The sequence below is a fragment of the Rhodovulum viride genome (assembly GCF_003265965.1).
GTDB lineage: Bacteria > Pseudomonadota > Alphaproteobacteria > Rhodobacterales > Rhodobacteraceae > Rhodovulum > Rhodovulum kholense.
In genome coordinates, this window is the sequence record NZ_MUAV01000012.1 from 65,526 (window position 1) to 84,940 (window position 19,415).

At 69.1% G+C, this 19,415-nt stretch carries 16 protein-coding genes; all 16 read right to left on the bottom strand.

The features are described 5' to 3' along the window. Positions 1 to 10 precede the first annotated feature (10 nt). Positions 11 to 1,051, bottom strand: coding sequence for a hypothetical protein (locus tag BYZ73_RS11730; RefSeq protein WP_112316094.1), 1,041 nt, complete (start codon positions 1,049 to 1,051; stop codon positions 11 to 13). Beyond that, entirely contained in the window at positions 1,048 to 3,771 is a 2,724-nt protein-coding gene (gene tssH / locus BYZ73_RS11735) for a type VI secretion system ATPase TssH (protein WP_112316095.1), read from the bottom strand. The genes BYZ73_RS11730 and tssH overlap by 4 nt, the downstream gene beginning before the upstream one ends. Before the next feature lie 29 nt (positions 3,772 to 3,800). Then, positions 3,801 to 4,856, bottom strand: a complete 1,056-nt coding sequence (tssG, locus tag BYZ73_RS11740) for a type VI secretion system baseplate subunit TssG (RefSeq protein ID WP_181498035.1) — start codon at positions 4,854 to 4,856, stop codon at positions 3,801 to 3,803. Further along, positions 4,853 to 6,781 carry a type VI secretion system baseplate subunit TssF gene (gene tssF / locus BYZ73_RS11745; RefSeq protein WP_112316097.1) on the bottom strand — a complete coding sequence of 643 codons (1,929 nt, stop codon included), beginning with the start codon at positions 6,779 to 6,781 and terminating at the stop codon, positions 4,853 to 4,855. Before tssF ends, tssG begins: the two co-directional genes overlap by 4 nt. Then, positions 6,778 to 7,371, bottom strand: a complete 594-nt coding sequence (gene tssE, locus BYZ73_RS11750; RefSeq protein ID WP_108027876.1) for a type VI secretion system baseplate subunit TssE — start codon at positions 7,369 to 7,371, stop codon at positions 6,778 to 6,780. The genes tssF and tssE overlap by 4 nt, the downstream gene beginning before the upstream one ends. Before the next feature lie 104 nt (positions 7,372 to 7,475). Further along, positions 7,476 to 7,973 carry an Hcp family type VI secretion system effector gene (locus BYZ73_RS11755; RefSeq protein WP_108027877.1) on the bottom strand — a complete coding sequence of 166 codons (498 nt, stop codon included), beginning with the start codon at positions 7,971 to 7,973 and terminating at the stop codon, positions 7,476 to 7,478. 72 nt (positions 7,974 to 8,045) lie between these two features. Beyond that, a complete protein-coding gene (tssC, locus tag BYZ73_RS11760; protein ID WP_112316098.1) occupies positions 8,046 to 9,539 on the bottom strand; it encodes a type VI secretion system contractile sheath large subunit in 1,494 nt (497 codons plus the stop codon). Between the two features lie 22 nt (positions 9,540 to 9,561). Beyond that, on the bottom strand, positions 9,562 to 10,086 hold the full coding sequence (tssB, locus tag BYZ73_RS11765; RefSeq protein WP_108027879.1) for a type VI secretion system contractile sheath small subunit: 525 nt from the start codon (positions 10,084 to 10,086) through the stop codon (positions 9,562 to 9,564). A gap of 143 nt (positions 10,087 to 10,229) precedes the next feature. Further along, complete coding sequence (locus BYZ73_RS11770; RefSeq protein ID WP_112316099.1) at positions 10,230 to 11,576, bottom strand: type VI secretion system protein TssA; 1,347 nt, start codon at positions 11,574 to 11,576, stop codon at positions 10,230 to 10,232. A 104-nt stretch (positions 11,577 to 11,680) separates the two neighbouring features. Next, on the bottom strand, positions 11,681 to 12,958 hold the full coding sequence (gene tagH, locus BYZ73_RS11775) for a type VI secretion system-associated FHA domain protein TagH (protein WP_112316100.1): 1,278 nt from the start codon (positions 12,956 to 12,958) through the stop codon (positions 11,681 to 11,683). Between the two features lie 76 nt (positions 12,959 to 13,034). Continuing rightward, entirely contained in the window at positions 13,035 to 13,289 is a 255-nt protein-coding gene (locus BYZ73_RS11780) for a PAAR domain-containing protein (RefSeq protein WP_108027882.1), read from the bottom strand. A gap of 13 nt (positions 13,290 to 13,302) precedes the next feature. After that, complete coding sequence (locus BYZ73_RS11785) at positions 13,303 to 15,246, bottom strand: type VI secretion system Vgr family protein (protein ID WP_112316101.1); 1,944 nt, start codon at positions 15,244 to 15,246, stop codon at positions 13,303 to 13,305. A gap of 274 nt (positions 15,247 to 15,520) precedes the next feature. Next, positions 15,521 to 15,922 carry a type II toxin-antitoxin system VapC family toxin gene (locus BYZ73_RS11790; protein WP_112316102.1) on the bottom strand — a complete coding sequence of 134 codons (402 nt, stop codon included), beginning with the start codon at positions 15,920 to 15,922 and terminating at the stop codon, positions 15,521 to 15,523. After that, positions 15,922 to 16,179, bottom strand: coding sequence for a type II toxin-antitoxin system Phd/YefM family antitoxin (locus tag BYZ73_RS11795; protein ID WP_112316103.1), 258 nt, complete (start codon positions 16,177 to 16,179; stop codon positions 15,922 to 15,924). The genes BYZ73_RS11790 and BYZ73_RS11795 overlap by 1 nt, the downstream gene beginning before the upstream one ends. A gap of 657 nt (positions 16,180 to 16,836) precedes the next feature. Next, positions 16,837 to 17,910 (bottom strand): AbrB family transcriptional regulator, encoded by a 1,074-nt coding sequence (locus BYZ73_RS11800; RefSeq protein ID WP_108027886.1) that lies wholly within the window; start codon positions 17,908 to 17,910, stop codon positions 16,837 to 16,839. Beyond that, positions 17,907 to 19,415: a tripartite tricarboxylate transporter permease gene (locus BYZ73_RS11805; protein ID WP_108027887.1), complete on the bottom strand. Its 1,509-nt coding sequence runs from the start codon at positions 19,413 to 19,415 to the stop codon at positions 17,907 to 17,909. The genes BYZ73_RS11800 and BYZ73_RS11805 overlap by 4 nt, the downstream gene beginning before the upstream one ends.

Genomic DNA, 19,415 nt, shown 5'->3' on the forward strand with positions numbered 1-19,415 from the left:
TGCGCGGGCCTCAGAGCCGCCGCATCACCTCGCGCATCACCCAGAGGCTGGCGGTATCGCGCGCCTGCGCCTGCGCGGCCCTTGCGGCGGGGCTCGGGTTCGGGCTCGTGCCGGCGGGCGTCTCGCCCGGGCTCACCTTGATCGCCTCCTGGGTCAGCTTGCCGCCCATCTCCGACAGGAAGGGATAGGCGCGGTTCGACATCTGCCCGCCATGATTGTCCAGAAGCCGGACCGCGCCGCGCAGGCGCTGCCCCATCCAGCGGCTGTTCTCCTTCGCCAGCGCGCCGACATAGCGACCGCTGACCTGGTTGAGCAGGGCCGCGCTCAGCGCCCGTTCCAGCGTGGCATCGTTGACATAGATCCCCTCGAAGGTCTCGGCGCCGGTATCGATCGCAAGGCTCATCGCCGCGGTCATGGTCGGCGAGGCCCCCGCCGCCGTGGCCGCCCCGGTGATCTGCCGGGTGCCCAGCGGCAGCAGGAACAGCCCGCCCTTGATCGCCGCCTTCGAGGCCGAGCCGGTATCCTGATAGGTCGCCGTCGCCGACAGCCCCGCGCCCGCGCCCGAAGCGACGGCGATGGTGGTGCCGCCGGTCGCCACGGTGGCGATCACGCCCAGCGTCAGCACCGAGCTGTCGCGCACCCCCTTGGCCACCTTGATCGCGGTTTCGGCATGGTCGATGGCGGCCTGGTTGATGTCCTGGGCCGAGCGGTAGATCGACTGGTTGGCGCTCATCAGCCGGTCGGTCTCGCGCCTCAGCCCGATCAGATAGGCCTGGGCGTCATCGGCCGCACCCAGCATCAGCGTGGCGAAGCGGCGGCCCTCGACCTCCTCGATCTCGGTCTTGCGCGCCAGCATCCGGTTGACGTCGGTTTCGACATTGGCCAGCTCGCGCGCAAGATAGAGCTTCTGGATCAGGCTGTCGCGCGAGGTCACGACCCGGGTCGTCTCGTTCATCGCCCTCAGCCGGGCATAATGGGCGATCAGGCGCAGCGCGGCCTGCTGGTCATAGCTCCAGCTGACGCCCGCATCGTCGACAAAACATTGGGTCACGCGTTTCCTCCTTCGAAACTGTAGGCCAGCGCGCCGTCTTGCAGCAGGATCTCGACCCGCGCGATGCCCTCGCCTGACACCATCCGCCCCAGCACCTCGCGCGAGAGGTCGGGCAGGATGGTATTGGTGATGATGTTGTCGATCATCCGCCCGCCGCTGTCGGGGTCGCGGCACTGATCGACGATATGGTCCATGACCGCGTCGCCATAGACAAGCTCGGCGCCATGGGCGCCCCGCATCCGGGCCTCGACCGCCGCAAGCTTCAGCCGGACGATGGCCGCCAGCCCCTCGGCCGAGAGCGGCAGATAGGGGATCGAGACCACCCGGCCCAGCAGTGCAGGCGGGAAGATCTCGAGCTGGCGCGGCTTCAGCGCCGCCGTGACCTCGTCCAGATCGGGCCGCGTCCGGCCCTCTTCGGCCATCGCCATGATGGTGTCGGTGCCGACATTCGAGGTCAGCAGGATCAGGGTGTTGCGGAAATCGATGCGGCGGCCGTTGCCATCCTCCATCCAGCCCTTGTCGAAGACCTGGAAGAAAAGCTCGTGCACATCGGGATGCGCCTTCTCGACCTCGTCGAGCAGTACCACCGAATAGGGCTTGCGCCGCACCGCCTCGGTCAGCCGCCCGCCCTCGCCATAGCCGACATAGCCGGGCGGCGCGCCCTTCAGAAGGCTGACGGTATGGGCCTCCTGGAACTCGGACATGTTGATGGTGATCATGTTCTGCGCGCCGCCATACAGCGCCTCGGCCAGCGCGATGGCGGTCTCGGTCTTGCCGACGCCCGAAGGCCCGCACAGCATGAACACCCCGATCGGCTTCTCGGGATTGGCCAGCCCCGCGCGCGAGGTCTCGATCCGCCGGGCGATGGCGGCCAGGGCGTGATCCTGCCCCACCACCCGCTCGCGCAGATGATCCTTCAGGGTCAGGACCGCCTGCAGCTCGTCCCGCACCATCCGCCCGGTCGGGATGCCGGTCCAGTCCGAGATCACCTGCGCCACGGTCTGGGCGCCGACATGGGGCTCGACCATCCGGGTCTCGGGATCGCCGGCCTGAAGCGTGGCCAGCCGCTCATGCATCTCGGCCCGCAAGGCGTCGAGATCGAGCGGCGCGTCGTCCTCGCCCACGTCGTCCTCGCCAGCCTCGCTTTCACCGCTCTCGCCCTCACCGGCCGCGCCCTCACCCGCGCCCGCGATCCGGGCCCGCAACCCCAGGATCTGCTCGACCAGCACCTTCTGCTCGTCATGAAGCTCTTCCAGCCGGACCAGATCCGCGGCGGCTTCGGCGCGTTCGGCCTCCAGCTCGGCGATCCGCTCGCCCGCCTCCTCGCCCAGATCCAGCGCCGCGCGCTTGGCGGCGATCTCGCTGTCGAGCGCGTCGATCCGGGCCTTCAGATCCTCGATCCGCGCCGGGACCGAGGCCTGGCTGACCGCGACCCGCGCCGCCGCCGTGTCCAGCAGCGAGACCGCCTTGTCGGGCAGTTGCCGGGCCGGGATATAGCGCTGCGACAACTGCACCGCGGCCACCACCGCCTCGTCCGAGATCCGCACACCGTGATGGGCCTCCATCGGGCCGAGAATGCCGCGCAGCATCGCACAGCAGGTCCCGACATCGGGCTCGTCGACCGTGACCGGCTGGAAGCGCCGGGTCAGGGCCGGGTCCTTTTCGATATGCTGGCGGTATTCCGACCAGGTGGTCGCGGCGATGGTGCGCAGCGTGCCCCGCGCCAGCGCCGGTTTCAGCAGGTTCGCGGCATCGCCCGTACCCGCCTGCCCGCCCGCGCCGATCAGGGTATGGGCCTCGTCGATGAACAGGATGATCGGCACATCCGAGGCCTGCACCTCGTCGATCACCGATTTCAGCCGCTGCTCGAACTCGCCCCGCATCGAGGCCCCGGCCTGCATCGACTGGATGTCGAGCATGTAAAGCCGCGTGCCCTTCAGCCTGGGCGGCACCTCGCCCGCGGCAAGCTTCTGGGCAAAGCCCTCGACCACGGCCGTCTTGCCGACCCCGGCCTCGCCGGTCAGGATCGGGTTGTTCTGGCGGCGCCGCAGAAGCGCGTCGATCACCTGCCGGATCTCGTCATCGCGCCCGACGACGCGGTCGAGCCGCCCGGCCTCGGCCTCGGCGGTCATGTCCTGGGCAAACCGGCCCAGGGCCGACTGCCCGCCGCCACGCCCGGCCGCCCCCTCGGCGCCCTCGCCGCGTGCGGTCAGCCCCGAGCCGTCCATCGGGCGCATGCCCTCTTCCTCGGAGGCGGCCCAGAGGCTGCGCGACTCCTGCCCCAGCCGCTCGACCGGGATCTCGGCAAAGACCTTCGACAGCTGCAGCAGGTGCCGCTTGAGCCCCGGATCGTTCAGAAGAGCGGTCAGCACATGGCCGGTCCGGATCTGGGCCTCTCCGAAGAACAGCGTGGCATAGGTCCAGGCATGGTTCAGCGCATCCGACAGCACCTCGGAAATGCCGGGCGTCTCGGTCACGTTCTTCTGCAAGGCGGCCATCGCCCCGTCGAGATCGCGCAGCACCCGGCCGCGGTCGAGCCCCAGCTCGTTCAGCGTGACCGAAATGTCGGCATTCTGGTTCGAGACCGAATGGAACAGCCAGTGGCAAAGATCGACATGGCGGTTCTTCTCGCCCCGGGCATGGCGCATGCCCTGCAGGAAGGCGTCGTATCCGGCACGGTTCATCTTGCCGGCATAGGTCTCGATGGTGATCTCGGTCATGTCTCGTCAGGCTCTTTCGGATCTTCGTGTCAGGCCGCGACGGCGGCCGGGGCCGCCGCTGCGGGCCGGGGGGCATCGTGCTCGCGATTCAGGTCGAACCGCGCGATATGGACCATCTGGTCGGGGTTGTCGGGATCGGGCGCGAGGCAGGCCATCCAGCCCAGCCGGGCCGAGCGGCCCAGCACGGCCGGCACAACCTTGGGCTGCGGCAGCCAGAGCGCGGCCTCGATCTCAAGCGTCTCGCCCAGATACCAGCGGCACAGCTCGGCCAGCTCGCGATTGTCGGGACCGCCGGGCAGGAAGCGGTCGAAGGCGGCCATGTCGGGCACATGCAGATGCACCCGGATCCGGTCGCTGATCGTGCGCGCCCGCGCCCCCAGATGGGCGTCGCGCCCCAGACTGGCCGCCCCCAGCCCCAGCCGGGTTTCGGTCCCGGGCTCGAAATCGAGCCAGCCCGGCACCATCTCCTCGATCTCGACCCGCGCCCGGCCCTCGAAATGCAGCCCCAGCATCTGGCGCAGCCGGACCGGGCTTTTCACCCGCCCCGCGGCCAGCGGCACCAGCCGGGCCAGCGCGGTATCGGGCAGCCTGCCCCGGTCGCGGAAGGCCGGCGTCGCGGTCCCGGCAAAGGCCAGCAGATAGCCCTGGAAACGGTCGTCGGGATGGTCGAACTGGGTGATCGGGCGGGCATCGGACCAGGCCCGGAAGAACAGCTCCTGAAACCGTTCAGTGAAGATGTCGGTGAAGGCGGTGAAGCTCTCGTCGCCCGCATCGAACCAGCGCCGGACCTCTTCGGTCCAGGCCAGGGGCAGCGCGCCGAAGGCACCGTAAAAGCCGAGGAACTGGGCCCTGAGGACCGGCCTTCCGCGCCCGTCCCGCCCGGCCCGCGACAGATCCGAGACCGGGAAGGCCAGGAACGGGTCCTGCCCCAGCCGCACCACCGCCTCGGCGGCGCGGGCATTGCGCCCGATCCGGGGCGCGTCGGGCGCCGCGCGTTCCAGCGCCCGAAGCGCCGCGAACAGCCCCACCCCCTCGGCCGCAGTCGCCTCGGCCGCGCGGCGGTCGGAAAAGCTCTCGCCCGTCACAGGATCGGCCCGCTGCCCGAGCGCGGCGGCCAGGTCCGGATCGCGCCGCGCTGCACCGAGGCCACCCGGACCTGGGTAAAGCTGTTCACCGCGGCATATTCCGACAGGAAGCGGTCGAGCACCGCGCCGATCAGCATCACGCCCGTGCTTTCGTAATCGCTTTCATCGAAGCTCAGCGAAATCTCGGTGCCGCGCGCCAGGTGATAGCCGTCGGCCATGGCGACCGAGCGCGTCACCGGCCGGGTCTCGACCGAACGCACCCCGCGCACCCCGGCCTCGGCCGCGCTGTCCGAGAAATCGGCAAACAGCGCCAGCATCTCGCGCAGCGCCGCCGCGCTGTCGCCCTCCTGCCGCCCGCCCAGCCCGAACTGGTTCAGCGACAGATACGAGATCAGCCGCCAGTAGACATCGCCCGCGCCCGCACGCGGCCCCGCCCCCGGATCGGCCCGGCCCAGCGGGTTGCGCGGCGGCGTCGGCCCGGCCCGGCAGGCCAGCGACACGGTGACATCGTCGGTCATGTGGAAATCGCCCTCGCTGCCCGCGATCGGCAGCTCGGCCGGCAGATGCCGGTTGGAACAGAGCGCGCGGACCTGCAGCCGCTGGATATCGTCGCCGCCATCGGGCTCGTAGACCGAGATGAAGGTCTCGGTGCCGCGATAGCGGTTGCGCGCCGGGCCGAAGCGAAGCTCGCGCGCGGTCAGGCGGCGGGGCTTGCGCCGCGCGGTGTAATACAGCGTCCGGCGCGGGTCCTGTCCGCCCTCGGGCAGCGCGTAAAGCGGCTGCACCCGCTCCTTGCTGCCATGAGTGGCGTAATGGGCATGGACGTCGAGAATATCGAGCAGCTCGTAATGGGTGACCGGCGTCGCATTGGGCGTGACCACATATTCATGCTGCTTGCCGTCGATCCGCACGGTCGAGGACATCTCCTCGAACAGGTTCACCGCAGGCGCGCAGTTCAGCGCGATATCGCCCTCGGACAACCGCTCGGCCAGGCGCGGATCGGCGCGGTCGAACTCGACGATCACCTGAACCTCGGACCCGCGTATCCGGGGCAGATGGTCGGCCAACCCCCGGATGCGGAAGCCCAGGAACTTGCGCGGGAAGACGAAATATTCGCGCAGCAGGGCGAAGCCGTCGAACAGCCGCGTGTGATGCGGGAAAAGCCGCTCGTCGGGATCGAAGCCCACCTGTTCCAGGCAATCGGGCGGCAGCCGCGCGAAGACCGGATCGCCCTGCGCATCGAGCCAGCGCAACGAGACCCTGAGGCTGCGCGCGAAGATCTGTTCATACAGCGCCACCGCCTCGGCCATCGGCCCGGTCAGGTGCAGATCCAGCCGGTCGAGCTCCAGCTCGGCAAGCGGCGCCGACCCGTCGGCCAGCCCGGACGGCGCGATCCGCGCCAGATCGAGCACCAGCCCGGCCTTGGTGCCCTCGGCGATCTCCTGCCCCAGCGCGCCGACCGGCCCCGCCCCCGACAGATAGCGCAGCCCCGACAGCTTCAGCGGCCAGATCGTCAGCGGCGCGGCCAGCGAGAACCGGCAGGCGATGCGCTTGTCGGCATCGCGAAAGCGCGCATCCATATAGGCGCCGGGGTCGAAGCGCAGCCCCTTGACGATGTCGGAATTCCCGGCCGGAACCGAGGCCTCGACCAGCATCGCCGAGGGCGTGGGCGCCAGCGCATCGGGAAAGACCTGATCCAGCAGCGCCTCGGTAAAGCCGCGGAACTCGTCCTGCAGCTTGAGTTGCACCCGGGCGGCGAGGAAGGCCGACCCCTCCAGCAGCCCCGCGACCGTGGGGTCGAGATTGTCGGCCATCAGCCCGCCCAGCCGGTCGGCCAGGCCCGGATAGTCGCGGGCGAATTCGGCGGTGCGTTCCTTCAGCAGCGCCAGTTCGCGGTTATAGGTGTCGCGCAGCGCCGGGTTCACGACCGCATCCTCAGATCCGACATGTCCATCTTGCCCGCGCCCAGATCGACCTCGGCATCGAAGCCCACCGACAGGTCGACCGGGTCGCCGGTCAGCTCGCCCTCGACCGTGACCGACAGGCGCTGGCCGCTGTCGCCATCGGCATCGACCACCCGGACCTCGAGCGTGCCGGGCAGAAAGCGCGGCTCGTGGCGCAACAGCGACTCGCGGATCGACTCGACGATGGCGGGACTGTGAAACTCGGCCGGCGAGACCGAGGACAGGTCGCGGAAGCCGTAATTCAGGATCGAGTTCGCCACATGCGGCGCATCGCTCAGATCGATCGCGGCATCGAGCCGGATGGTGTTCAGCAGCGCATCCAGATCGGCCTGCAGATGGGCGCGCAGGATGCTGGCCGATATGCCCTCGCGGCGCGGCTTGGCCCGGGCCGAAACCTCGGTCTCGCCATCCTCGGCGGGCCGGTTCGCGCGGCGGGCGTCATGGTCCTCATGGGCCGAACGGAAGATCTGGAAAATCGAGATCTTGGCGCGGTCCCGGTCGCGCCAGGCCTCACGGGCCCCGGGCCCGGTCTCCTGCGGAGGTCCGGCCATTGCCTCTCCCGATGCTGGTTGCAAGACCCGGCCCGCGGCCGGTCAGGGCGAAAGGCGAAGGCCGGAACTCCGGCCTCCGCGGCTGTCGCTGGGGCGTTTCCGCCTCAGGCCGCCCATTCCTTGTTCTCGGCGATCTCCCAGCCGGCGGTGCTTTCGGGACCGGCGCCGCCGGTTTCCTCCTGCATGGTGTAGGTCACCTGGAAGGCACGGAAGTTCAGCGTCAGGGTTTCCTGCACGCGGTCCAGACCGTCCTTCGAGCCGCCGGTGACATAGGACGTGATCATCACGTCCTTGAGGTCGATCTTGAGATAGTCGACCGGAGCAGAGCCGCCCGACTTGCGCACCACCAGCTGACCGCCGGTGATATGCTCGCCCGAGCAGCAGCGCTTGATCAGGTCATGGGTGGCGGCATCGACGTATTTGGTCAGGGTGATGTCCTGGACATCGACCTTGCCGCCGCCGCCGCCGTGACCCATGTGGGTCGTGCCCGACTGGCTCAGGCCCCAGTTCCAGGACAGCACGTCGATCCAGTCCTTGTGTTTGTCATCGAGGGATTCGCCCTTGATGTTGTTCTCGAGCTTCAGGAAGCAATCGATGGCCATTGCGCGGTACCTCACTCTAATTGCGCGTTCAGGGATGGCGGTCGGGGTCGAGGCCTTTTATTTGCCGGCCGGTTATTTGCCGACTGGCAGCCTCGACACGAGGCTCATGCCGATATCCATGCCTTCCAGCTGGAAATGCGGCCTGAGATAGAACTTGCCCTGGTAATATCCGGGGTTCAGTTCATCCTCGATCACTTCGACCTTGGCCCCCGCCAGCGGTTTGCGAGCCTTCTCCATCTCGCTGGCGCTCTCGGGATTGCCCGAGACATATTTGTTGATCCAGGCTTGCAGGTCCTTTTCAAGCTGCAGCCGGTCGGGGCTCTGGCCGATCTTGTCGCGCACCATGACCTTCAGGTAATGGGCAAAGCGCGACACTGCGAAAATATAGGGGATCCGCGAGGACATGTTGTCCGAGGCGGTCGCCCGGTCATCGACATATTTCTTTGGACGGTAAAGGGACTGGGCGCCAATGAATGCGGCCTTGTCGGTATGCTGGCGGTGGATCAGCCCGATCAGCCCGGCCTTGGACAGTTCGCCCTCGCGCCGGTCGGTGATCGACACCTCAGTCGGGCATTTCATGTCCTTGGCGCCGTCGCCGGTATCGAACAGATGGGTCGGCAGGTTCGCCACCTCGCCGCCCGAGGTCACGCCCCGGATCCGCACCGTCCAGCCATATTCCTTGAACGCCCGGTTGATGTTCGCCGCCATCGCATGGGCCGCGTTCATCCAGGCGTACCGCTTGCCGTCATGGCCGTCGGTTTCCTCGACGAAGTTGAACTCCTCGACCACCGAGTTGGAATTCGGCCCGTAGGGCTCGCGCGCCAGCACGCGCGGCGCGACCAGCGCCACGAAGCGCGAATTCTCGCTGTCGCGCAGGCTGTTCCACTGTGCGTATTCCGGCGTCTCGAAGATCTCGGACAGATCCGGGGGCACCGAGATCTCGTTCCAGCTGTCCAGCCCCAGCAGATCGGGCGCCGCGCCCGAGATGAAGGGCGCCAGCGACGCCTCGGCGATCTTGGCCACCGATTGCAGCAGGTTCACGTCGGGCGAGGAATGGTCGAAATAGTAATCGCCCACCAGCGCGCCGAACGGCTTGCCGCCCAGCGTGCCCAGGTTCTGCTCGTAGATCATCGTGTGCAGGGGCGACTTGTCCCATTTGGCGCCGGGATAGCGCCGCATCATCGCCTGCAGCTCGGGTTTCGAGATGTTCAGCACCTTGACCCGCAGCGAGGCATCGGTCTCGGCATTGTTCAGCGTGTAGGCCAGCCCGCGCCACGAGGCCTCGATCTGCTGGAACTCGCCCGCATGCAGGATCTCGTTGACCTGATCGCTCAGCTTCTCGTCGAGCCGCGCGATCATCGCGTCCAGCGTGTCGATCACGTCCTCGGCGATCAGCTCGCTCGACCCCAGCGCCTCGCGCGCCAGCGCCGTCACCGCATTGTCGACCTCGCGCGCGGCAATGTCGCTGCGCGGCTTGATGGTCTGCTTCAGGATGTCCTGGAATTCCGAAAGCTCGTCGAGCACGCCTTCGGCCGCACCCGCCTGCCGTTCTGCGTTCTGAGTCATTTACCCCATTCCCCCCGGAAGCTCACGTGTCTTCCGACGACGCGTCGTCGCGCGCCGCCCGGTCCGCCAGCGCCGCCATCAGTTCGGGATCGGCCAGCAGACGTTTGATATGTTCCTGGGCGCGGGGCTTGGTGCCCATGTAGCGCTGCAGGTTGGCAAGCTGTTCGCGCGCTTCCAGAAGCTGGCGCAGCGCGGGCACCTGACGGGCCACCGCGGCCGGTTCCAGATCCTCCATCTTCTCGAACTGGAGGTTCACCGCCAGCTTCTCGCCCGACCCCGGCTGCAGCCGGTTCTCGACGGTGAAGGTGACGCCCGGCGCGACCGAGGCCATGTAATCGTCCAGCGTGTCCTTGGTCACATCGGTAAAGCTGCGATCCTCGACCGCCGGTTTCTCGACCCCCGGATTGTTGCCAGACAGGTCCGACATCACCCCCATGACAAAGGGCAGCTCGACCATCTTCTCGCTATCGTAGGGGTCCTGATACTGGATCTGGACCCGCGGCGGACGATTGCGCTTGATGAAACCGGAACCGGAGTTCGATGACATTATTTTCCTTCCTTTATCAGTCTCTTGTCGTCATTCCACCGGAACGCGCCGCCAGTTGCTTGGAACCGTTCCTGATCGAAATTGTCAACGCAGAGATGCACTGCGTCAGAAGATCGGCGGAACTTCGACCATTTCAACATACCTTAACGTCCTCCCTCCGCCGATGGCAGCAATTCCCGCAGGATGGACGGGAAATCCTTACCTAGATAGGCTTGCGCCCGCTCCAGCAGCATCGGGACCGGGCTTGAACGTTCGGTGCGGCGGAAATGATCCTCGACCGCGCGCATCGTTCCCGCGGCCTGTTCGGCGCTGTCGATGGCCGGCGGCGGCGGGCGCAGGGTGGATTCGGCCCGCGCCGGGGCCGGGTCGGCGGGTCCGGCCTCCTCGGTCAGGCTGCGCAGCCGCGCGCTGTCCAGCACGAAGCCGGTCTCGGGGCCGAAGCCGATCTGCGCCTCGGCCGCGCGGCCGGGCATCAGCACCTCCAGCGCCTCGATCAGCGGCCGCCCGATCAGCAGCCGCGCCTGCGTCACCAGCAAAAGCGCGGGCGAGGACGGCTCGGCGCGGCGGTAATAGGCCTCGCAAGCCTCCAGCAGCCGCCTCGCATGGTCCTGGTCGCGCACCTCGGGCGCCCCGGCCGGAAGCGCGCGATCACGCGGCGGCACCTGCACCGGGGCGCTGTGCGGCACCGGCTCGGGCGCGGCGGTCTCGGGGATCGGCACCGGGGCGGCCAGATCGGGGCGGACCGCGACGATCGCCCCCCGCATCTCGGCCAGAACGCCCGTCAGCGGGTCCAGATGCGGGGTGAAGGGCGCCTCGGGATCGGCCGCGCAGGCGGCAACGATCCGCGTCACCGCCTCCATCGCCCGGTCGAGCGCGGCCAGCGTCCGCGTCAGCCGCGCGCCATTGCCCGGATCGGCCAGCACCGCGGTCAGCGACTCGGTCGACAGCCCGCTTTCGCCCTGCAGCGGCGTCGCCTGCCCGGCCGCCACGCGCAGCTTGCGCAGCGTCACCTCGGCGCTTCCGGCCAGCCCGGCCCAGATCAGCGGCTGGATCACCGTCGCCGGAGCGGCCAGCTCGGCCAGCGCCTCGCGCCGTTCGGCCGGATCGCCCTCGGCCCCGGGATGCACCTCGCGCGGATAGCGTTCCAGCAGCAACGCCACCGTCTCGAGCGTCTCGGCCACGTCGGGAACCCGCCCCGCCAGCGCCAGCCATTGCACCCGCAGCGCCAACAGCCGCAGATCGCGGCTGCGCCCGAGCAGCGCATCGATCTGGCGCAGCTCCGCGGCCAGATCCAGCGTGCCGGGATCGAAGACCCTGTCGGGCGAGACCGAGCCATCGGGCCGGGTCACCCCCGGACGGGCATAGGCATCGGGAAGACGGCCGAGCGCCGCGAAATAATAGGCGTCGAAATCCGGATCCATCCGCGCGTTGAGATCGGGCCCGCAGGGGCCGTCGTCGACCATCGGTTCCGCGAGGGAATCAAGACCCATGAGGCACCTCTTAAAATTTCCGTCGACCGCACTTTGCGACCCAAATCCATTTGCAAGACCGTCAGCACAGATATGTAGGCGAGCTTGCGCCAGATCAACCTACGCTAATCCGGCATTGCCCCCTGCGCCCGGGCATAGGCTTCGGCAAAGGCATCGAGGAAGGCGTCGAGCATGCCATTTTCGCCTTTCCCGGCAAGGGCATCCCACCGCGCGACATAGCTGTCCCAGGCTCGCGCCTTGCGCGAGCCGGCCAGCAGATTTCCGCCGGTCGTCCCGGCTTCGACCGCCTCGGGCGCCAGACCCTCCAGAACCGCGGCCAGCGCCGGCTGAATCGCCGCGAAAATGCCCTGCTGATGGCGGGCGAGATCCGCCAGAGCGGTCTCGAATCCTTCGGGCCCGGCCAGAAAGCCGTCGCGCGGGACCAGAAACAGCACCTCCAGCGCCGCGTCGGTATCGGGCAGGAACTTCATCGGATTGTTGCCGCTGGCGCTGCGCATGGTGCGTTCGCCCGACCGGGTGAACTGCTTGACGCTGGCGCGGTCGCGCAGCATCCGCATCACGCCCCCGGTCGCGACCCGCGCGACCCGGCCCAGATCGCGCGCCAGCGCCTCGGCATCCGCGCCCTGCGCCAGATCCGGGTCAAGCCCCGCCCCCTCGCAGAACGCCCGCAGGAAGGCCTCGTCCCGCCCGGAACCCGCCGCAGACGAAGACGGCGACGCGGCGGCGGCCGGATCGCGGCCCGGCGGGTGGAAGGGCTGCGGCTCGGGCGCGACCGGCGGGGTGCCCGAGGGCGGGCGCCGGGGTGCGTGCCCACCAGCCCCAGCCCCGGCGCCTGCGCCTGCGCCAGTCCCGGCGGGCGCGAACGGACCCGGCACCGCAGGAGCGGCAGGCGCCAGCGGCACGAAGCCGTGCAGACCGTCATCGCGCCCGGCCACCGGCCCGAACGGGGCACGCGCGGGCCCCGGCACCGGAGACGCGACCGGGGCGGCGGCCAGCGCGCCGAAATCCCAGGGGTCGTCCTCGGCCGGCAGGGCGCCACCGCCCCCCGCGCCGGTCGCCGGGCCCTCGGCCCCCTCCGCCACCGCGATCACATAGGGGCCGACCCGGAACCGGTCGCCCGGCACCAGCGGATGCGGCCCCTGCAGCCGGTGGGGATGCCCGTCGAGAAAGGTGCCGTTGGTCGACAGATCGACCAGCCAATAGCGCCCCTCGCTGAATTTCAGGTCGAAATGATGACCCGAGACATGCCGCGCCGGATCGGGCAGCACCCAGTCCATGCCGCGCCGCCGTCCGACGCACAGATCGCGCCCGTCCAGCCCGATCCAGGTCGGGCTGCCATCGGCCAGCCGCTCGGCATTCTCTATCCGCAAGATCAACATCATCGGATCTCCAGATAACCCGGCCCCGCCGCTCGTTCCAGAGCGTCCTGCGCGCAGCCCTGCCCCCGCGCCCGGCCCGTCAGCAGGTCTTCAGCTCGGACCCGGTGGTGATCTGGCCGCCATGATCGGTGCGCGACCCGATCCGCGCCACCGGACGCCCGTCGCAGAACGCCACATCCGAACCGTCGACGATGACCGCGCCGCAGCTGATCTTGTCGCCGACCAGCGCCACCGGGCGACCGTCGCAGAAGGTCTTGCCCGAGGCGGTCACGATCTCGCCCTTGCCATGCTTGGGGCAGACATGCAGATCGCCCAGCCGCGCCACAGGTTTCATCGCCTGATCCTTCTCATGCATCCGCCAGCGGACAATGGCTGACGAAGGGGGTGCCCTCGCCCGCCGCCGCCTTCAAGACCTCGGGGATCGCCGGAACCGCCGCCGCCCCGGGCGAGGCCGAGCCCACATTCAGGACCGGCACCGCATTGACCGCGCCGCCTTCCAGCGTCAGCGCCGCGCCGCCCGCGACCAGCGTGATCTTGGCCGCGTCGATCACGATCTCGCCGCCCGCCTTCAGCGTCAGATCGCCCCCGGCCCGGACCGCCAGATCGGCCGCCACATCCATGCCGCGCCCGGCCTCGGTCTTCTCGCTGACCGCGCCGGTCACGGTGACATCCATCCGGCCCTCGACGGTCTCGGTCCGGTTTGCCGCGACCGCCAGCATCGAATCGTTGCCGACCGAGACGGTATCGTCGAACTCGACCCGCCGCTGCGCCGAATTCTCGACATGCACGTCCAGATTCTTCTGCGCATGCATGTAGATGAACTCTTCGCCCGCCTGATCCTCGAAGGTCAGCTCGTTGAAGCCCTCTCCCTCATGGCTCTTGGTCTTGAAGACCGACCGCGACTTGTGTTCGGGCAGCGCGGCGGGCGGGGCGTTGCGGCCGTTATAGACGCAGCCCGTGACCAGAGGCTTGTCCGGATCGCCATCGAGGAACTCGACCACCACCTCCATGCCCACGCGCGGGATCACCATGCCGCCCCAGCCCGGCCCGGCCCAGCTCTGGCTGACCCGGCAACGCATCGACAGATCCTCGTCGAGATCCCAGTGGAACCGCACCAGGATCCGTCCGTATTCGTCGCAATCGACCTCGCCCTCGCCCGCCACCGTCGCGGTCTGGGGGCCGCGCACATCGGCGCGCGGGGTCTTCAGTTCGGGCAGAAGCGGCGCGTCGGCGGGCATCAGCACATACCGCCCGGTATAGGCATAGCCGTCGCTGCCCTCGCCGCCCGAGCCGTAATTGTCCGAGGTGTAGCTGTGGGTCGCCACGAGACAGAGATAGTCCTCGCCGGTGCCGGGCACGTCATCGCCCTCCAGCGTGACCCGCATCCCCGCCGCCAGCGCCGGAATGTCACCCACCGCCTCGAAGCGGCGGTCCTGGCCGCGTTCGGCCCCCAGCCGCAGCTCGGCCACCTGCTGGCCGCGGCCCTGATCGAGATAATCGCCCGGCCAGTCGAAGCTTTCGATCTGGCCATGCTCGAAACCCGCATCGCCCGTGCGGTCGGTTTCCATCGCCGCGACCGGGGTCTTGAAGTTGTAATCGGTCAGCCGGATCGCGCCGGTCGTGATCCGCCGCGCCGGGCGCCACTCCCAGAAATGCTCGACATCCTCCTGATGATGCCCGTCGACCGGCCGGAACGGCCGCGCGCCGATCGAGCCATGGGCCTCGGCCATGTCGGTCAGAACCATCTCGTGGCTGCCGCGCGCATGGCGGAAATGATAGGAAATCCCGTGCCGCTCCATCATCCGGCAGGCGAAGGCCAGATCGGTTTCGCCATATTGCACGGTATATTCCAGCTCGGGATACTCGCCCGACAGCTCGACCGACAACCGGCCCGCCGAGGCATAGGACCCGAACAGCTCCTCGAGGATCTCGACGACGGTCCGGTTGTGAAAGATCCGCTGGTTGCGCCTGAGCCCGGCCAGCCACAGCCAGGGGCGCAGCCGCAGCCGGTAGCGATGCCCGTTCTCGCCCGCCCCGAGCCAGCGCGCCTCGGTGACGATGCCGTCGAAATCGCGCTCGGCCCCGTCATGCGCGACCAGCGTCACCGTGGCATGGGTGCCCAGCAAGGCGTCGAAATCCAGATCGGCGCGGGCGCCAAGGCACCCCACTTCGAAATCGAACAGCCCGTTGACCCGCTCGCTGCCCTCGACGCGCTGAAGCACCAGCTCGTTCTCGCCAAGGGCGGTCTCGAGCCGCCCCATCCGCGCCTTCTGATCGAAAAATGCTGCCATGACCGTCCCCACTCGTCTCGTCCCAGTCCGCGATACGCAAGCTATCGCCGCAACGCCCGGGTGCAAGGGTTTGCCGCCGGATGCCGCCGCAATGGGCGGGATCGCGCAGACCGGGCCACCGCCCCTGCCCCGGTTTGTCGGCGACACGCCTCCTCGATCCGGTTCAGCTCCCGGGCCGGCGGCGCTTGCTGCGTGCGGCGTCCGGCCATGTCACGCCGCCTTCCGGAAAGCGCCGCACCCGGGCCTCTGTGACGGGCCCGACTTGTGCCGGGGCTCAGAACGGGTTCTCGATCCGCACCCCGGTCGGTTCGAAATCCGCGACATTGCCGGTGACCACGGTCGCGCCGTGCTGAAGCGCGGTCGCCGCGATCATCAGGTCGGCCCCCGGATGGCCGATCTCGGCCGAAAGCCGGCCCCAGATCCGCGCCTCGGCGGCGCCGAAGGGCAGCAGGCGGTCGGCGAAGACCAGCATCGTCCGGTCGAGCCAGACCCGCAGGTCGCGGGCGAAACCGGGGTCGCGCACCTCCTGCTGGCGGATGCCGCGCTCGATCTCGCCCAGGGTGATGACGCTGAGAAACAGCTCGGGCTCGGGCCGTGCGGCCAGCCAGGCGCGAACCTGCGGCGCGCGGTCGGGACGGCGCACCGCGGAAATGACATTGGTGTCGATCAGATACATCAGAAGCGGACATCGCGCGGGCGGGCCTCGGCGCGCCCGATCCCGGTGGCCTCGCTCTCCGGGGCGGGGAAGGCCAGCAGGTGTTCGGCAAAGCTCTCGCGGGCGGCGGCGGCGCCTTTCAGCAGGCGCCGGTAGTCATCGGCCGACAGCACCACAACCGCGGGCTTGCCGCGGCGGGTGACTTCCTGGGGCACCCCGGCCAGAGCCGCCTCGACGACCGCGCTGAACCGGTTCTTGGCATCCTGCAATGTCCACATGGGACGGACCTCCGCATCATCTGGCTAGACAGATGGCTAGACGAACGCGATCTGTCAAGGGACCGTCCGCCGGTTTGGGCCATCCCGGCCCCGCGCGGCGCCAACCCTGCGCGGGGGCGACCGGGGCGGAAGATGTCGATGACCTTCCCTGCGGCCGCGACGCTTCGGCACGGCGCCGGATCCGTCCCCCTTCGAGCCGGACGGAGATTGCCGATGCCACGCGGCTCTCCAGGCCGAAAGCCAATGCCGGAGATGGCTACGTCTTCGAACGGCGCGGCCTTCGCCTCGTGGCGCGATCCGACCCCGGCAGGGGGAACCAGCGCGGTCCCGGGCGAGCCGAGGACGCTCGACATGGCGCATTGCCCGGACAATTTTCCTTTGCGCACATCGAGGCGACGGGCTTCCGGACATCGGGACGCTGCCTGCAGTCCCCGGCCACACTCTGGACTGCGCGGCGCAGCTCACGGATCACCCGCGCCACCGGTCGTCCGCGGCACGCGGCGGTCCCGCGCCAGCGGGACGATCCGGCCGTCTTTCATGGGCTTGGCCCGCCTCTTCTTCCCAACCCGGATTGCCCGAGCGCGAGGTCCGGCGGCGCCATTGCCGCGTCACCGGCACCTGCGCTTGGCGGCAAGACCCGCGCCCCCTGCCCCGCGGCTATCGTCCGGGACCTCCGCGCCCCCGTCGGGTCAGGTTCGCGGCGGCAGGCAACAGCGCGACGATCAGGAAGACCCGCAGCACATGATGCGCGATGACCATCGCCGGGTCGATCATCAGCGCCAGCGCCACCACGCCCAGCTCGGGCGCCCCGCCCGGCAGATAGGCCAGAAACAACGCCGACACGTCCGCTCCGGCCACCGGGGCGAAGGCGACCGCTGCGACCAGAGCCCCCAGCGCCATGAAGCCCCCCACCAGCGCCGCCAGCCAGCCGTCGCGGGCGATCTCGCGCATCGTATAGGCGGCGAAGCGGCCGCCGACGCCCGCCCCGATCACGATCTGGGCGGCGCAGGACAGCACCGCGGGCACATGCACGTCGAGCAGCCCGGTCGCATGCAACGCCGCCGAGGCGAACAGCGGGATCAGCAGCAGCGCCGAGGGAAAGTTGATCCGCCGCGCCACCGCCCAGCTTGCCAGCGCCGCCAGCGCCAGCGCGCCATGGCGCAGCGGGTCCAGCGCCTCGGCATGGGCGAAGGCCGCGCGGTTCGCATCGGCAAGATCGGTGCCGGACAGAAGCTGGATGATCACGGGCGTCAGCACCAGCAGCACCAGCAGCCGGGCGGTATGGCACAGCGCCACGCGGTTGATCTCGGCCGGATAGTCCTCGACCAGGATCGACACCACCGACAGCCCCCCGGGCATCGAGGCGAACAGCGCGGTGGTCCGGTCCATCCGGCCCCAGCGCAGGAACACGCCGAAGGCGACCAGGCAGACGGCCAAAGACAGCGCCGACATGACCAGCAGGCTCGACCACCAGGTTCCGGCGCGCGCGACCACCTCGGGAGTGAAACCGGTGCCCAGCATGGTGCCGATGCCGACCATGGCATAGCCGCGCCAGGGCCGGGGCAGGACCGGCTGGAACCGGGTCGCCTGCGCGGCCAGCGCCGTCGCCGCGAGACTGCCCAGCACCCAGGGGAGCGGCAGGTCGAGCGCGAAGAACAGCCCCCCGCCAAGCGCCCCGATGCCCAGCGTGACGGCCCCGCGCGCGGGCGCGGACAGACCCGCGAGGCTCATGCGGCGGCCGCGCGGCGCCTGCGCCAGGCTTTCAGCACCGGCACGCCCACCAGCACCAGCACCATGATCACGAACAGCACCAGCGCGATCGGGCGCTCCAGCAGGTAGGCCATCGGATGACGGCCCGAGATCTGCAACGTGCGCACCACCTCGCCCTCCATCATCCGCCCCAGCAGCAGCCCGATCACCGTGGCCGCCACCGGATAGCCGTTCCGCCGCATCAGCCAGCCGATCCCGGCAAAGACCGCGACGGTCAGCGGCCCGGCGATCGTGCCGGTGATACCGTAGCCGCCCCAGGCGCAGAGCGCCAGCACCGAGGGCACCAGATAGGGCAGCGGCACCCGCACGACGAGCCCCAGCACCCGCAGCATCAGCAGCCCGACAATGGCCAGCAACACCACCTGCCCCAGATTGCCGATGATGATCGAATAGACCACGTCTGTCTGGTTGCGGATGAAGGACGGCCCGCCCACGATGTTGTGAAACGAGAAGGCCGCCAGCAGCACGGCGGTCGCCGCCCCGCCGGGGATCCCCAGCGCCAGCAGCGCGGTCATCGACCCGCCCTCGGAACTGGAATTGGCCGACTCGGCCGCGATCACGCCCTCGGGCGCGCCCTTGCCGAACTGCTCGGGATGGCGCGAACTGCGCCGCGCCTCGCCATAGGACACGAGGTTCGCGACCGAGGACCCGACGCCCGGGATCGCCCCGATCAGCGCGCCGATCAGGCTGCCCCGGATCAGCACGCCGGGATGGCGGAAGATCTGCGCGCCGCCCAGCAGGATCCGGCGCATCGAGATGTCCCGCTGGGCCTTGTCCTCGACCAGGAAATTGCTGCCGCGCAGGCGCAACAGTTCCGAGGCCGCGAAGATCCCGATCATCGCGGGCACGACCGGAATGCCGTCGATCAGATAGGGATTGCCGATGGTCGTGCGCATGACGCCGGTCGTCGACATGCCGATCTGGCTCAGCATCAGCCCGAACATCCCCGCCAGCAGCCCCTTGGGCATGCTGGTGGTGTTCAGCGTCGCGATCAGGGTCAGCCCCCAAAGCACGACGACGACCATTTCCATCGGGCCGATCTTCAGCACGAAGGCGGCCAGCGGGTCGATCAGGAACAGAAGCAGGATATAGCCCACGAAGGCGCCCACGACCGAGGCCGCAAGCCCCAGCCCCAGCGCCTCGTTATGCTTGCCCTGCCGCGCCATCGGATAGCCGTCGAAGGCGGTGGCGATGGACGAGGACGACCCGGGAATGTTCATCAGGATCGCCGTCACCCCTCCGCCATAGGCGCCGCCGGTGAAGATCGAGGTCAGGAACAGCATCGCCTGCAGGAAATCCATGCCGAAGGTCACCGGCAGGAAGATCGCCATCGCCATCGAGATCTGAAGCCCCGGGATCGACCCGAAGATCAGCCCGATCAGCAGGCCCGGGATCACCCAGAGCCAGGGCGAGAAGCTGGAAAACAGCAGATCGAAAGCCTGGGACAGCGCGAAATGGTCGATCAT